Source organism: Arthrobacter bambusae (assembly GCF_030812595.1).
GTDB lineage: Bacteria > Actinomycetota > Actinomycetes > Actinomycetales > Micrococcaceae > Arthrobacter > Arthrobacter bambusae_B.
In genome coordinates, this window is the sequence record NZ_JAUSSZ010000003.1 from 123150 (window position 1) to 137543 (window position 14394).

General features: G+C 62.8%; 17 protein-coding genes. 8 read left to right on the forward strand and 9 right to left on the reverse strand.

The features are described 5' to 3' along the window. Window positions 1-11: 11 nt before the first annotated feature. Window positions 12-239, reverse strand: a complete 228-nt coding sequence (locus J2S96_RS05895) for a hypothetical protein (protein ID WP_306860870.1) — start codon at window positions 237-239, stop codon at window positions 12-14. Window positions 240-427: 188 nt separating this feature from the next. On the opposite strand from J2S96_RS05895, the gene J2S96_RS05900 reads away from it, so the two are divergent. Next, window positions 428-1051: a hypothetical protein gene (locus tag J2S96_RS05900; protein ID WP_306860872.1), complete on the forward strand. Its 624-nt coding sequence runs from the start codon at window positions 428-430 to the stop codon at window positions 1049-1051. A gap of 36 nt (window positions 1052-1087) precedes the next feature. Here J2S96_RS05900 and J2S96_RS05905 read toward each other — a convergent pair whose 3' ends face one another. From J2S96_RS05905 to J2S96_RS05925, 5 genes are all read right to left on the reverse strand, one after another. Continuing rightward, the gene (locus J2S96_RS05905) at window positions 1088-2275 is read right to left on the reverse strand and encodes a 4-hydroxybenzoate 3-monooxygenase (RefSeq protein ID WP_306860874.1); all 1188 of its coding nucleotides are present in this window, start codon (window positions 2273-2275) and stop codon (window positions 1088-1090) included. A 138-nt stretch (window positions 2276-2413) separates the two neighbouring features. Further along, on the reverse strand, window positions 2414-3163 hold the full coding sequence (locus J2S96_RS05910) for an IclR family transcriptional regulator (RefSeq protein WP_306860876.1): 750 nt from the start codon (window positions 3161-3163) through the stop codon (window positions 2414-2416). A gap of 47 nt (window positions 3164-3210) precedes the next feature. Continuing rightward, window positions 3211-3774, reverse strand: coding sequence for a hypothetical protein (locus J2S96_RS05915; protein WP_306860878.1), 564 nt, complete (start codon window positions 3772-3774; stop codon window positions 3211-3213). Between the two features lie 104 nt (window positions 3775-3878). Beyond that, the gene (locus tag J2S96_RS05920) at window positions 3879-4649 is read right to left on the reverse strand and encodes a GAF and ANTAR domain-containing protein (protein WP_306860880.1); all 771 of its coding nucleotides are present in this window, start codon (window positions 4647-4649) and stop codon (window positions 3879-3881) included. Window positions 4650-4775: 126 nt separating this feature from the next. Continuing rightward, the gene (locus J2S96_RS05925) at window positions 4776-5822 is read right to left on the reverse strand and encodes an FUSC family protein (protein ID WP_306860882.1); all 1047 of its coding nucleotides are present in this window, start codon (window positions 5820-5822) and stop codon (window positions 4776-4778) included. A 258-nt stretch (window positions 5823-6080) separates the two neighbouring features. Here J2S96_RS05925 and mscL point away from each other — a divergent pair, with 258 nt between their 5' ends. Both mscL and J2S96_RS05935 read left to right on the forward strand, forming a co-directional pair. Continuing rightward, a complete protein-coding gene (gene mscL, locus J2S96_RS05930; RefSeq protein WP_306860884.1) occupies window positions 6081-6512 on the forward strand; it encodes a large conductance mechanosensitive channel protein MscL in 432 nt (143 codons plus the stop codon). 120 nt (window positions 6513-6632) lie between these two features. Then, window positions 6633-7514, forward strand: a complete 882-nt coding sequence (locus tag J2S96_RS05935) for an ACT domain-containing protein (RefSeq protein ID WP_306860886.1) — start codon at window positions 6633-6635, stop codon at window positions 7512-7514. 56 nt (window positions 7515-7570) lie between these two features. Here J2S96_RS05935 and J2S96_RS05940 read toward each other — a convergent pair whose 3' ends face one another. Beyond that, window positions 7571-7774, reverse strand: a complete 204-nt coding sequence (locus tag J2S96_RS05940) for a cold-shock protein (protein ID WP_306860887.1) — start codon at window positions 7772-7774, stop codon at window positions 7571-7573. Between the two features lie 250 nt (window positions 7775-8024). On the opposite strand from J2S96_RS05940, the gene J2S96_RS05945 reads away from it, so the two are divergent. Continuing rightward, window positions 8025-8699 carry a response regulator gene (locus J2S96_RS05945; protein WP_306860889.1) on the forward strand — a complete coding sequence of 225 codons (675 nt, stop codon included), beginning with the start codon at window positions 8025-8027 and terminating at the stop codon, window positions 8697-8699. Between the two features lie 52 nt (window positions 8700-8751). Continuing rightward, a complete protein-coding gene (locus J2S96_RS05950) occupies window positions 8752-8934 on the forward strand; it encodes a hypothetical protein (protein WP_306860891.1) in 183 nt (60 codons plus the stop codon). Window positions 8935-8965: 31 nt separating this feature from the next. Here J2S96_RS05950 and J2S96_RS05955 read toward each other — a convergent pair whose 3' ends face one another. Beyond that, window positions 8966-11407, reverse strand: a complete 2442-nt coding sequence (locus J2S96_RS05955) for a sensor domain-containing protein (RefSeq protein WP_306860893.1) — start codon at window positions 11405-11407, stop codon at window positions 8966-8968. A gap of 502 nt (window positions 11408-11909) precedes the next feature. Here J2S96_RS05955 and J2S96_RS05960 point away from each other — a divergent pair. Together J2S96_RS05960 and J2S96_RS05965 are read left to right on the forward strand one after the other, a co-directional pair. Continuing rightward, a complete protein-coding gene (locus J2S96_RS05960) occupies window positions 11910-12518 on the forward strand; it encodes a TetR/AcrR family transcriptional regulator (protein WP_306860895.1) in 609 nt (202 codons plus the stop codon). Next, window positions 12515-12982: a GNAT family N-acetyltransferase gene (locus tag J2S96_RS05965; protein WP_306860897.1), complete on the forward strand. Its 468-nt coding sequence runs from the start codon at window positions 12515-12517 to the stop codon at window positions 12980-12982. Before J2S96_RS05960 ends, J2S96_RS05965 begins: the two co-directional genes overlap by 4 nt. 32 nt (window positions 12983-13014) lie before the next feature. Here J2S96_RS05965 and J2S96_RS05970 read toward each other — a convergent pair whose 3' ends face one another. Then, the gene (locus J2S96_RS05970; RefSeq protein WP_306860899.1) at window positions 13015-13236 is read right to left on the reverse strand and encodes a hypothetical protein; all 222 of its coding nucleotides are present in this window, start codon (window positions 13234-13236) and stop codon (window positions 13015-13017) included. Window positions 13237-13938: 702 nt separating this feature from the next. On the opposite strand from J2S96_RS05970, the gene J2S96_RS05975 reads away from it, so the two are divergent. Then, entirely contained in the window at window positions 13939-14394 is a 456-nt protein-coding gene (locus tag J2S96_RS05975; RefSeq protein ID WP_306860900.1) for a prevent-host-death protein, read from the forward strand.

The window sequence follows — 14394 nt, forward strand, 5'->3', positions numbered from 1 at the left end:
CCAGATCGCTGTCAGGGCACTCCGGGTGCTTCGCCGTTCGCTACCGCTTCGATCCAGTCGACCGTTTCGTCTGAGAAATAGAACCCCGAAGGCCCGCTTTGACCGACATCGGAAGCGATCGGGCCGCCAGCTCGGGTGATCTCGTCGATCATTTCGGGGGGAATTGCATCGCCATTGTTCTCGATCAACCATTTTCGTGTTGACGGCTTCAGCTTCGGCCACCAGTGCTCGATACTCATGGCCGAAGTCTGCCACGCCTGCCGCCAGCACTCGAGCCCTGCCCGTTAAGGGAGTGCTAAATCTGTACCTGCAGGCATATGGAACCCATTAAGATCCGGGGGGACGGCCTGTCGGGTGGTGTGATGAAAGAGAGGAATCCAAGACCAGCGGGGCCTTGGATCGGTCCTCCACAGGAGATGAATCCACTATGAAGCGCACTGCGCTGATCAAGGGAACGGCACCCGACGCCACGGCCCCGCGCACGCGTCCGAAAGACTACGTCGTGGTCGATGACATCGGAGAGTTCACCTACTACCGGTCCGAGGCGGCGATGCTGGAAGACCTTGAGTACCTGGACGAAGCAGCTTGCGTCCTTGACCGGGAAGGCAACGATTGCCGACTCACCCTGGATAAAGACAGGAACCTCTGCCTCGGCCCCTCGTTGGGCCCGGTGGAATTCAGCTGGCTGCGCCAGGCATGGATGAACAACCGGCACCGGAATCTTCCGGCGCATCGTTTGCAGCGCTTCTTCCCGGCAACCCGCGAGGCCCTCGTGGCCGAACTGTTTGAAATCCTCACCCTCGAACGCGCGCGGAATGCCAACGGCACACCATGGGTGCTGCATGTAGGTGAAGAGGAAACGCACCCGGCGACGCTGAGGGACATAGACGGGCTCCTAGCGGGGCTGGATCACCTTGAACAGGCCACGGTGCGCGACCCTTTCGGCCATGAATACCGGCCAGTCCGCCACCAGACCCACCGGCACCTCGCTCCGGGCTCGGGTTCGGTCTACTATGTGGAGGTCAAACCCACGGAGGCACTGAGCTGTTAAGAGAGTGCTGAATCTCCGCCCTGCCGCGGGGTCGGCCTACTCCCCCGTCGGCCACCCCGTGTAGGACTCCGCGAGGTATGCCCGTGCGTGCCGGGACGAAACAACGGAGCGGAGTTCGCCGAGCTGGCGGGCCCGGCTGAAGTCGTCAGCCCCGGGGACGGTGTGCAACATCGACGTCATCCAGTACGAGAAGTGCTGGGCCTTCCAGACCCTCTCCAGGGCGCGGTCGCTGTAGGACTCAAGCAGGCCGCTGGAACCGTTCGAGTAGAAGGACTCAAGGCCTTCGAAAAGCACCTTGACGTCGTGCAGGGCTAAATTGAGTCCCTTGGCACCCGTCGGCGGGACAGTATGGGCGGCGTCGCCGGCGAGGAAGAGGTTCCCATGGCGCATGGGTGTGTGGACGAAGCTGCGGAACGGCAGGACCACCTTTTCCAGGACCGGGCCTTCTTTGAGCTCGAAGCCGTTTCCGTTGACGCGCTTGCGGAATTCGGACCAGATGCGTTCATCGTCCCAATCGGCGACGTTTTCCTTGGGATCGCACTGGAAGTACATCCGCTGGACATGCTCCGTGCGCTGGCTGATGAGGGCGAAGCCGTTCTCCGAGTTGGCGTAGATGAGTTCGTCCGAGCTGCGCGGAGCCTGCGCGAGGATGCCGAACCAGGCAAAGGGGTATTCGTGGAAGTACCACTTGCGGGTGGCCTCCGGGATCTGGATACGGCAGTGGCTGCGGGAACCGTCCGCGCCCACGAGGAAATCGGCCTGGATCTCGAATTCCTGGCCATCGGCGTCGGTGAACCAGACTTTGGGCTTGCCTTCGAGGTCGTGGATGCTGGTGTCCGTGACGCTGTAGCGGACGTCACCGCCGTCGTCCTCTCGCCGCGCGGCGAGATCCAGGAAGACGTCCGTTTGCGGGTAGAGCCACACCGATTCCCCGACGAGTTCCTTGAAATCGATCCGGTGGCTTTCGCCGTTGAACCGCAGTTCGATGCCGTCGTGCCGGTCGCCGTCGCGCAGGACGCGATCCGAGACGCCGCTGTCCACTAGCAGGTTCACGGACCCGTGCTCCAGGATGCCTGCGCGGACGGTTTCGGCGATCTGCTGGCGGCTGCGGACCTCGATCACGGTGGATTCGAGCCCGGACTTGGCCAGCAAGTGGGAGAGCATGAGGCCAGCAGGGCCAGCGCCCATGATGGCCACTTGGGTGGTGATGGTTTTTCGTGCCACTGGTGTCCTCGCTTCATTGCGGAGTTTTGCGGAGATTTGCTGAGCTTCCTTGCGGGACCGCGGCGGGAGCCGCGGGTTCTGCAAACAGTGTGGGCCCCGCCCCATGGCTGAAGTTAGCCGAATTCCGTTGAACGGAAATTAGTCTCGCTGGGTCCCAAGTTGGCGCCCGATACCCCGGGCCGCGGTCTGCAGCGCCGGCACGAGGGCCTGCAGGCGCATTTCCGCCAGCGGAACGACGACGCCGAGCGCGGCGATGGTGCGCCGCTTGCCGTCCATGACCGGCACCGCAATCCCCCATGTATCGGGGTCGACCACACCGGCGAGCTGCGCGAAACCCTGTTGGGCGGTTTCGGCCAACAGATGGCGCACGATGTCGGCCGTCACCTTCCTGTCAGGGTCGCTGAACTGCCTGAGGTACTGCGCCTGTTGCTCGCGGGACTGGTTGGCCATGAGGGCCAGGCCGGCCGAGGAGATGTGGATGGGCATGCGCCCCGCAACCCGGGCCCGGTTGGCCACGGATCCGCGGCGGGAAAGACGCTCGACGAACAACGCCTCCCAGCCGTCGAGCACGGCGAGGTTGACGTTCTGGTTCAGGACCTGCTGGATGTCTTCCATGAACGGACTTGCCGCCTGCCTGAGGGCCAGCGTCGGCGAATTCCGGTTGACGAGTTCCCACAGCCTGATGCCCAGGCGGACGTTGCCCCTGGCACCAAGTTCCAGGAGTCCGTATTCGGCGAGCTGCCGGACCAGGCGGTGGGCGCTGGTGAGGGGCAAGCCGGCGGTTTCCGCGAGTTCGGAAAGTTGTAAGGACGTGGAGCCTTCGGGGAAAGCCTCTATGATCCGGGCGATGCGGTCCACCACGGAATCGCCGGATGCCGAGTTGGCCACTGTGTCTTCACCGCTTCCACAAATTCCATTGAATGGCGGACTTCAGTTTACAGCGACAACGTGGGATCCGCTGTGCCAGCCCTGGTTTCGCGCCGAGCGATCTCCAAGCCGATCGCGTCGTAGTGCGCCAGCACTACCGGAGAGGCAGATGTGCTGGGCTGGTCCAGCAGGCCGAAAGCGAAATCACTGGCAGCTAAAAGTTCTTCATCGGAGCACTTGTCCAGCGGTTGGACTCCCGCCGCGTCGATCGACGCTGCGAATTCACCGCTGATCTCGATGGCTTTCGATCCCACCGGGGGCCCGAGGGGGAGGCTCGCTGGCTTGTCCGTGAATTCCAGTGAGACCACGGATCCGGTGGCGAGGCCAACTTCCGTGGTTCCGCCGTCGATCGCGTTGAGGTCGTTGCGGAGTCCAGCCAAGGCCTGCGATTCGACAATCGCGGCGTGGGAAAAGCCCACTCTGATGTGGGAGGTGACGCCCATTCGCCGAATCCGGCGAACGATGTGAACAAGCGCGGGCCTCGAATCTTGGTTCAGGCTTCCCCGCACGTCGATTTCGACCGAGTCAGTGGAAACATCGAATCTTACGAGGGCGTGCAATCTGCGGTCCATAGGTACTCCAAAAGAGGTGTCTATGGCCGTTAGCTCAACCTTGGGAAGCCTATCCCGTAGAACCCTCGTTGTACACCCTGGCGTTTACCATCAGAGGGCCGGACTCATCCCACCCGGGAGCGGCCCGGCTCCTGGGCCGGCTCTTCGAAGTGGGTGAGGGTGCCCGCTGAGTCAATGGAATCCACCAAGGACTTGGCGATATCGCGCAATTTCACGTTGCGGTTGCTCGAGGTCTCCGTCAGGATCCGGACTGCATCCTCCTGGCTGCAGCGGTTCTGTGCCATGACGATTCCCACGGCGATATCGATGATGGTGCGGGACTCCATCGCCGCCCGGAGGTTCTTTGCACTGTCCGCATGGAGGGCGAACCGGATGGCAAGACGCAATGCCTGCGATACCTCACGGGTGTACCCGCGGGCCCGGTCTGCGGCCCTTTCGTCGAACTTGCGGGGGGCCTCGGAGTACAGGTTGAGTGCCGCCTTGGCCTCTCCTTCGAGGTTGAACGGCAACGACAACACCGATCGCAGGCCGTGCGAGGCGACAGCATTCGCATAGTCAGGACCCCAACGATCCTCCTCGAGGAGATCCGGGACGTGGACTTCCCTTTCCTCTTCGGCTGCCGTCAAGCATGGTCCCTGTGCCAAGGAGTATTGGATCTCATCCACTTTGCGGGCCTCATCACTGCTCCACCCAATCGTGAGGGCCTTCCGCTCGCGCAGGAGCGTGATCCCACAGAGCGCGTCATCGCCGTCGCCTGCCATTTGGTGGGCAGAAAACCGCGCCAGCTCATTGAGGAACTCCTCGAAGTCGGCACTCTCCAGGATCAGGTTCTGGATGCGGTCGATGGTAGTCCAAGTGGAATCTTCAGGAAGCATGGTGCGTTCTCCCGGTAAACATGCTGAATGGGGTATATGGAAATCATAAGTCCCTTAACATAAGGTGCCACAAGGTTGGCGATTGAGAAACGCCTGTCCGAAAACTAGTTCTTCTCTTAAGACACTTCATCCCACAGCGGCCCGGAGCCGGGTCCACGCCGCGGGCGCCACTACCACTGCGACGCCGACGGCGGCCCCGATCACGGTCTCCACGACGCGGTCCCGCAACAAGAGCCCGGGCGGGACGTTGGCCACCAGGAGAGTGGAAATGAGCGCCAGCGGCGTCACGACTATCTGTGCCACAAGATATTGGCGCGCGATGAAGAGCTCAGCCCCGAACTGGCATGCGGCAATCACCAACACCATCTGCCATGGCGCCGGGCCGAGCCACAGGATTCCGGCCAGTACCAGCAAACCGAGCAGGGTCCCGACGATCCTCTGGATTCCCCGTTGCACCCGATGCCGGGTACTGCGCCCCACCAAGGGAACCACTGCCGCCACCATGGCCCAATAGCCGTGTCCGAACCCGAGCCATTGCCCAGCCAAGGTAGCAAGCGTTCCCGCCAGCCCCGCGGCCACGAAGTAGCCCAAGCCTTCCAGCCACGCCGCCCGGATTTCCTGCGGCAACAGCCTTTGCGCCAACGGTCGTTTCCAGGGCGTCCGGTGGCTCGGCACCAGCCGCGCCGACATTCCGATCAGCAACGCCAACACCGCGGTCAAAACGGCGGCGAGCATCCCTTCCCACAGCGGCGGCTGCTGAGGTACCGAGGCGATCGCGGCGAAAGCGAAAATGTGGAACAGGGAACCTGCCGGACGGAGCCGCCATAGTGCCGTCGCCACGGAGCAAAACGCAGCAACCAGCGTAGTACCAAGCGTGAGTATCCACACGTATACGTCCGAGCCCTGTCCAGCCCTGGCGGTCAGGGTGGCCAGCAGGATGATGCCGAGCAGCAACGAACCGGCGCGGAGTTGGCTTCGAAAACGGTGGCTGTGGGGCTCGTTGCGGCCATAGATGTTGGTGAACGCAGCAAAGCTGGCGAAGACCACAAGGTCCAGCCGCCGGAACAACACGAGTGTGATCAAGGGCAGGAAGACGCCCACCGCGCAACGTATAGCCGGGTGATGGTCCTTGTTGCCTGGACCGATCCTGAACATCTCCGCCAGGGCGCTCAATGGGTTGCCTGCCTTTATTTGCTTCTCTTGGGCGCTGTACCGCGCACCTTCTAGTGTCCGACGGCGGCACTGGCATCCGGCCCGATATTACGCCGGGCGCATTCGGGAAGCCCGATCGCCTTCCGTTGAATGACAAAAAGCTGGCCGGGAGTACGACGCTTGCGTGGTTTCGGTTGATAGTCTCATTTCGGTTGTTACCAGCTGGGCCGGGGCTCATTCCGGCCACGTCGCCCGCACCCATTCACCGGAGGAAATTCCATGCTCAAAGGTTTCAAGGACTTCGTTCTTCGTGGAAATATCGTCGAGCTGTCCATCGCCGTCGTCATCGGCACCGCATTCACAGCGCTGGTCACAGCGTTCACCACTAACATCATCAACCCCGTGATCGCCGCCGCGGGCGGAGTCAATGCCCAGGGACTGGGCTTCGCCATTTGGCCCGACAACGCGAAGACGTTCGTCAACATCGGCGCCGTCATCACCGCGTTCGTAACCTTCCTGATCACGGCCGCCGTGGTGTACTTCATCTTCGTGGCGCCCATGAACAAGTTCAACGAACTGACCAAGCGCCGTGCCTCCATCGAAGAGCCCGAGGACAAACCGCTTCCGGCTGACACCGCCCTGCTTGTTGAAATCCGCGACCTCCTGTCCGAGCTCACCGCCGCCAACAAGAGCGACGAGCGCACCCGCTAAGTCCGGACCCTACGGCCGGTTCGGCACGTACGGTCGGTGCTGAGCCGGCCCATCCTGGGTCGCCCAAGATCGTGACGCAGGCGCAATCCACCTGAAACAGGGCTCGGGGACGATAGTGCCATGAAGCCGAACAAGAGGACCGCCGTTACAGTCGAGCTCTCCTGCGAAGTGTGCGGCCAGATGCCCGAGGCTCCGAAGACCCGGGTCACTGCTGCACAAATCGCCGTGATGTTGCCCATCGAACTTCTTGTCCACGCCGCCGTCGTTGAAACGCAATTGCCGTATCCGGCCAAGGTACTGCTCCTGACCGTGACCGCAACGGTCCTCGTCATTTGGGTCGCGGAGCCTTCGGCGGCCAGGATCCTGCGGCGTTGGATCCACGCGCCCGCCCTCCGGCACCGCAGGAAGCTACATTCGGCCCCGGCGCTTTGGCGGGCGAGGACCGTGCTCCGCGACCAGCCGGGTTCCCTTCAACGCATCACCCAATCGCTCGCGCGAACGGACATCAACATCCTCAGCATCCATGTGCACCCCATGGATGGTGCCGTCATGGACGAATTCGTGTTGGCCGCCCCGGGCCACCTCCGCGAGCAAGAACTACTAACAGCGCTCGACGACGGCGGGGGCCGGGACTCCCGCGTGTGGCCTACCACTGCACTCGCCATGGCGGACGGCCAGACCAAGGCCCTCAGCCTGGCTGCGCGGATCGTCGAAAACCCGGACGAACTGCCGCTGGCGGTCGCGGAACTCCTCGCGGCGAAAATCGTCACATCCCAACCTGAGGGTCAGGCCGTCGGGGCGGGCGCCGCCGTCGGGCCTTCCACGACGTTCCTCAAGATCCCCACCGCCTGGCACGGACCGCTCCTGTTCGCCCGTCCGGGCGAGCCGTTCACACCGGCTGAATCAGCACGCGCACACCGGCTTGCCGAGCTTGCGGAAATCCTGGCGCACACGCGCATGAGTGCCCGATCCCGGCCGGCACGGCATGGAGATTTCACGTGAACCCGACACCAATAACCGCGATCCCCGCGGAACTATCTAGGAACAGAGCCCTCGCTTCACAGTGGCTGGATGTTCTCCGCCTGCGGGCCTTTCGGGCCTTGCACGACGTCGAACTGGACCCGCTGATTCTCGTCCAGTGATCGGTACCCACTCGTGGCGATCGCCGAGTAGTGGGCAAAGACGTCCGCCGAACCGTCGTCGGGGGCAATGAAGCCGAAACCCTTTTCGGCGTTGAACCACTTGACAATACCTGTTGCCACGGCCATGTTCCTTCTCTGAATCTGACTGGCCACCGGCTTCAAACCCGATGCCCCCGGACGCATACGTCCGCTTCCTCAAAGCTACGTGGCAGGGTTCAGGGGCGCAAGGATCTCCGGAGCTCGCGTAGCTGCTTTCTTTCCAGGTGCCCGAATCTTGAGGATTTCTTGTCCCTCTGCAGTGCGGGATCTTGAAATTGGGAGGGAAGAGTGGTTGACGAATAGCGTCGTCGGCCGAAAAGGAGCACACCAAGTGGGGTTGTTCCGGCGCCGGTTCGAGGCGGCAGCGCCAAAGATCCAGGTGGACATCCTCGAAGACCACGCACTGCTGCGGGAGAGTCTGGCTTCTTGGCTCGAGGCCAACGCCGCAACGGTGCAGGTGGTGGGCAAGTTCAGCTCCTGGGCCGAGCTCGTCGCCTCGATGGGGCAGTTGTCCGACGTTGTCCTGCTGGACATCCTCCTCGGTGACCGAATCCCGTTCCGCTCCAAAATCCAGGCCATTCTCTCGACCGGATCACAAGTAGTGGTCTGCAGTTCCCTGGCGACCCCACTGGTGATCCGGCAAGCGTTCGACGCCGGCGCCCTGGCCTACATACCCAAGACGGCGGGGGCCGAAGTGCTCGTCACAGCCGTCCTCGCCGCCGCCCGCGGCGAGAAGTTCGTGCTGCCCGAGCTTGCCGGCGTCTTTGACGTCCCCGGCCCGCGGATCCGCCTCACCCCACGCGAACACGAAGCCGTCACGCTGTACCTGGGCGGCTCCGGCGGGACGATGGCCGATGTCGGCGCGAGCCTGGGCATCAGCGCCGACGGCGTGAAGAAGCTCCTCGTCTCCGTTCGCCGCAAGGCCCACGACGGCCCGGAACCCCTCAGCCGGCCTGCCCTCCGGGAACTGCTGATCGCCGACGGCTGGCTGCTACCAGATCAGTGACGGGCAACGCAACGCTGTCGTGGGGGCATGGGAGCGTCTGACCAAAGATCCTTTGAGCAACGACCAGACCTGTCATGGCATAAAAGGCGATCTGGAGTTCGTCACCCACAAAGGGGCAACCCACCGCCGCCGACAGTATGAGCTGTCCCATCGTGCGAGGATCTGGTTCTACGTCCGTGACGGATCCGTGCTCCTCATCGACGTCCGCACCCACCACCCGAACGCCACCAAGTAGCCCACCCCGTGGGCGGACCGGACGGGGAGTCTTATCGTGCTTTCGGTGTCAGTTCCCTTTCCGGGAGGCGCGTGGTGGCGTTCAGCCAGGTCGTGATACGGTCCGGGGGCAGTGGTTTGCTCCAGAAGTAGCCTTGGGCGAGGCGCACGCCCAGGCGGCGCAGTTCGGCGAGTTGATCGCTGGTTTCCACGCCTTCTGCGATGACCTCCAGCTTGAGGCTGTCGGCCATGCCGAGGACGAGCTCTATGATCGTCGCTCCATGGGGGTCGCTTCCGAGTTCCTCAACGAAGGTCCTGTCGATTTTCAGTGTCCGGGCAGAGAGCCATTTGAGATAGCTCAGTGAGGAGTAGCCGGTCCCGAAGTCGTCGATGGACAACCCGACGCCGATGGCGGAGAGCCGCTGCAGGGTTTCCTTGGGCAGATCAGGCTGATCCATCAGTATGGTTTCGGTGATTTCCAGGTTCACCGCCGATGGGTCGATGCCGGAACCGGTGATGGCCGCCTCAACAACCCGGGGGAAATCCCCCGCTACCAGTTGACGTCCTGAAATGTTCACCGCCGCGAAGACCTCCGCGGCGCCCGGGAGCTGCTGCCGCCATTGCTGCACTTGCCGCAGTGACTCCTGGAGCACCCAGGTGCCGATTGGGACGATCAGCCCGGTCTCTTCGGCAATCGGAATGAACGTGTCAGGCATGATCAGGCCGAGTTCGCTATGGTGCCAGCGCAGCAATGCTTCGAAACCGACGGTGGCTTCGGTGGTGAGGTCGATGATCGGCTGGTAGTTCAGGCCTAGCTCCCCGCGGTCCAGGGCAAGCCTCAGATCCGATTCCAGGTCCAGTCGCCCGGTGGCCCGCCCGGTCATTCGCGCGTCGTAAACGGCCGAGGAGTCCCCGCCAGCAGCCTTGGCCCGATACATGGCCGCATCCGCCCCGCGCAGCATTGATTCGGCGGTATCGTCGAGCCTTGCAAAGGCAATGCCGACGCTAAGGTTGAGGTAAATTCGCCGCCCTTCGACTTCGAACGGGTCCTTGGTGCATCCCCTGATCCGTTCGGCCAAGGTCCTCGCTCCGCGCATCAGCAGGTTCGCACACACGACGACGAACTCATCTCCCCCGAACCTGCCCACCGTGTCCCCGTCACGGACCGCCCGGCCGAGCCGTTCCCCGAGGATCGTCAGAATCGTATCGCCGGCTCCATGTCCGATGCCGTCATTGATCAGCTTGAACCGGTCAATGTCCACGAACATCACCACAGGGCTCCCCTGCTGGTCAAGGAGGCCTTGGAGGACGTCGGTGATCAGATACCTGTTCGGCAGGCCGGTCAGCGCATCGTAGCGTGCCTGGTGCTCCAGTATTTGCGCCGCGTTCTTGCGTTCGGTGATGTCCAGGACCGTGTCCAGGAACCGGCGCGATTGCCCGTCCGGACTGTCCAGGCTCCGGATCCGCGAATGCAGCCATCGCTGTTGCCCGTCAGGCCGGATGATCCGATACTCGAAATCCGCCGATTCCAGCCCGTCCTCAAGACTCTTCCACACCTGACGGACTACATCGCGGTCCTCAGGATGCGTCAGCTCGGACAGTGAGCCAAGGGTGGCCCGGTAGCCGGCCGGCAGCCCGAAAATCCTGGCATATTCTTCGGAGTGCCAGATCTCCCCGGTAGCGATGGTATGTTCGATGCTCCCGACGTGCGCCATCTCCTGCGCGGCGAGGAGTCGCTCCCGCTCGGCTGCTGCCTCGCCTTTCAACTGCTGGATCACGGTAACGTCCCGCGCGATGGCAGAGGCTCCGACCTGCGCGCCGTCCTGGTCATACACCGGGGACACCGTCAGTTCAACATCGATCACGGACCCGTCCTTGCACCGCCAACGCGTCTGGAGCCCGGTCACAAATGAACCTTGCCCTATGCGCGTGGCGACTTCATCACCAAAGCCTCCCGCATCACGGATGGCCAGAAAGCGATAACTTTGCCCGACCGCTTCCACGGAACTCCAACCGAGCATCCTAAAAGCGCCCGCGTTCCAGCTGGTGATCTTCCCGGTAAGGTCAGCGCCAATGATGGCATCCCCAGAGGACTCCACCATTGCCGACAGCCGGCGCAGGATCGCCTCGGTGTGCTTCCTGTCAGTGATGTCCTTCGAGATCGCCACGACGGACACGGGCACCGTATGCCGGCCGCGGATCGGGCTGACCGTGGCATGTACCGGGAACTCACGACCCGAACGGTCACGCATCCACAACTCCCCGGACCAGTCCCCGCCATTGGCCACCCGGTGCGCTATCTCACGCCCCGCCGCCCCCCGCTCCCGCATCTCCGGACCCCCGAAAACCCCCAGATCCGTCACCTTCGCACCCAGCACCTCGGCCGAGCCAAACCCATACAAACGCTCAGACGCCCGGTTCCAGTACGTAATCCGCCACTGACCATCCATACCGATCACGGACTGACCAATCTCATCCAGCAGCAACGACTGCATGACCAGATCATCATGAAATTCCCCAGCCAACTGACCCCCGACCCGACGACCGTCCAACACTGTGTCCGAAGTCAATCAGCGAGCTGACCCATCCTGCAAGGGGATCCACCGGACATCAGCGAGAAAAGAAACCGGAAAACGGCTGGGAACGCGGCCTACCCTCCGCATCGACGCGAAAGACACAGCAGCGACGCCTTCCCGACTCTGATTTCCCGCCCATCCCGGTATAGGCGTTCTCCATGCAGGCCATTCTTTCAGGCCACGCATTCATGACTGGAGACCGATGCCTCTCCCCTGCCATCGAACTCCAGCTTTACGGAATCTCCATCATCGGCGTTAAGTGCTAGTTATCTAGCACTTATGTCACCGCGCCGTTCTGTGTGTCGAATCCCGACCAGGCCCACGTCGACTTCGTCAAACCCCACTCAAGCACCCGATGCGACTGAGCTGCCGGGTCACCCGTCGGCCATATCCGCCCGTTTTTCGGCGGATACTACGGATAATGAGGCTCATGCCCCGCCAGGTTGATCATCAACAGCGTCGCGAGGAAATCTCCGCCGCGGTGTGGCAGGTCGTTGCCGCTTCAGGGCTGGAAGGCTTGACCTTGCGCGCCGTCGCGGCCGCGGCGCATTGCACGACCGGTATGGTCGCGCACTATTTCCGGGACAAAAGGGCACTGCTGGCCCACGCCCGGTCACTGATGCACGTCCGCATGGCCGAACGGATCGACGCGATGCCTTCACGAAGCGATGCCCGCGACACCTTGTATGACGTAGCCGAGCAGGCATTGCCGCTGGACGATGAGCGCACCCTGGAAGCAGTCGTCTGGTCCTATTTCCAGCTATCGAACCGCCACGATCCGGAACTACTGCGGGAACACACCCTCAGCCACGCGTCCTGGATCGAACGCCTCACCGCTCTTGCACGAACCACGTACGGGCCCGGCCCCGCAGCCGGGGAGCTGAAACAGCGGATCCGGGCCCTTGTCGTGTGCCTGGACGGGCTCGCCCTGAATGCCATCACGGACCCTGACGCCTACCCGCCGGAGCTCCAACGGAGCATCCTGCACACCCAGCTCGACCTCATCCTGGAAAGGAAACCACACCAGTGACCGTACCCGTCATCACCGCCACCAACGCCCAAGACCCGCGGATCCAGGGCCTTGTCGCCGAACTCGACGCCGACCTTAGCGCCAGATACCCCGACGAACCCTGCACCGGTGGACTGCACGTTCACCCCGGCATCCGCTTCCTCCTCGCTGAAATCGACGGATCGCCGATCGGCTGCTGCGCCATCCAGCCATTGCCCGACGGAGCCGCCGAACTCAAACGCATGTACGTCGCACTACAGGCACGCGGCCGCGGCGTCGCTGCCACCCTGCTCGAGCACGCCGAAAAAACCGCCACGGCCCTCGGCCACGCCGAGATCAGGCTCGAAACAGGGATCCACCAACCCGAAGCGATCGCCCTCTACACCCGCGCCAGCTACACCCCGATCCCGAACTACCCGCCATACCAGGACAAACAACTCAGCCGCTGCTACACCAAACACCTCAACACGACCCCACATCGCTGACACCGAGCCGTATGGCCGCTCAAAACCCGTGACTACCCTCCGCGGTCCAAGAGCCAGGACGAATCCGTGTCCGCGTCCTGGCGCCGTCGCAGTGTCCTCACCAGCAGGATGAATGGCAGCAATATCAGCTGAAGTACTCCGGCAGCGATCAGTAGGGCGACGAGCAAAACGAGGTCCGGAAGGTAAAGGAGGAAAACGCCTGCCATGGAGGCCAGATACCCGAGGATGAACCCGAAGATCGTGGAGGTATCCATGATTGCTCCCAAGAATCGGTCACCCGGTTGTTGGTGACAGATGCATTATTGCCACTCAGTTTCGTGCCCGACTTTTCGTACGGACCCTATGGGGTGGTTTTAGTGACGGGCTCGCCTAGGTCTCAACCTCCGCCGCGACGCAGGGCTCTGATCTCGGACGGAACGGGCCCGCCACCACCTGTGAAGTCGCCACGACCTGTGAGACCGGGCGTTGGTGGGGTCCGGGGCAGATGGCGCGGAAGCGTCCAGAGACGAGGCCGCCTTCGGCGGCCCAGCTCCAGAAGGACGACGACAGTGCTTCCGATGCCCGCCAAAGCACCGCCAAGTATGCGGGAGACCGCCTGAGCCGTGTTCATGGCGGAAATGTCTGGGAACGTGCGGGGCACACCACGGGTACTTTCCCTCGCGCCGTGCTGGTCAGCATTGGTGGACATGATGCCCTGGCTCTTGATCGCTAGCGTTGGTGACTGCATAACTCAGTGGATAAATTTTCCGTCTATCAGCGCAGGGAGGCAAGGGAGAGCTCCCCAATCTAAACTGACACGCTTCCATCCCGTTTTGTCCCAATTTCCTGGCCCTTCCCACATCTCGCTGGCCAACAGGATTGCGACCGGACGGCGTGTCGTCTCTGTCACCTGACCGAAGTACGAAGCGCTGCGCGTTCCGGTGGACTTCAGAACACATTCTGATTAGTGTTGAAGAATGAGCCAAGCGGTAAGTCCCCGAACGACGTTCCAGTCTTCTGAGCTGAGTCGCGCTTCTGCCGATGTCTTCGCCGCGGCCGCCGATCATCCTGTCCAGGTCACCCGTCGCGATGGCGAATCCTTGGTTCTGATGTCCGAGAGCGCGGACAAGGCCCGAGCCTCGCTGCTGGAACTCGCCGCACAGCTGATCGCGGTGACCAGCAGCACGGACGGAAGCCTTGCCAGCCGCATGGGCGACCGCTTTCCATGGATGCTGGCGTTGAGCCCGGACGATCAGGAGCGCTGCGCCGCCGATATTGTCAGGGCGGCACGAGCATCGTTCGCGACCAACCAGCCGCACCTGGCCATCATGGAAGTCAATGCCTGGCGTGAAACTGCAGCCGCGATAGCCGCTGGCCTCGGCAGGGAACCTCTGGAGTGGCTTGATGACGCCGAGACCGTCGAGCGTCCGTAG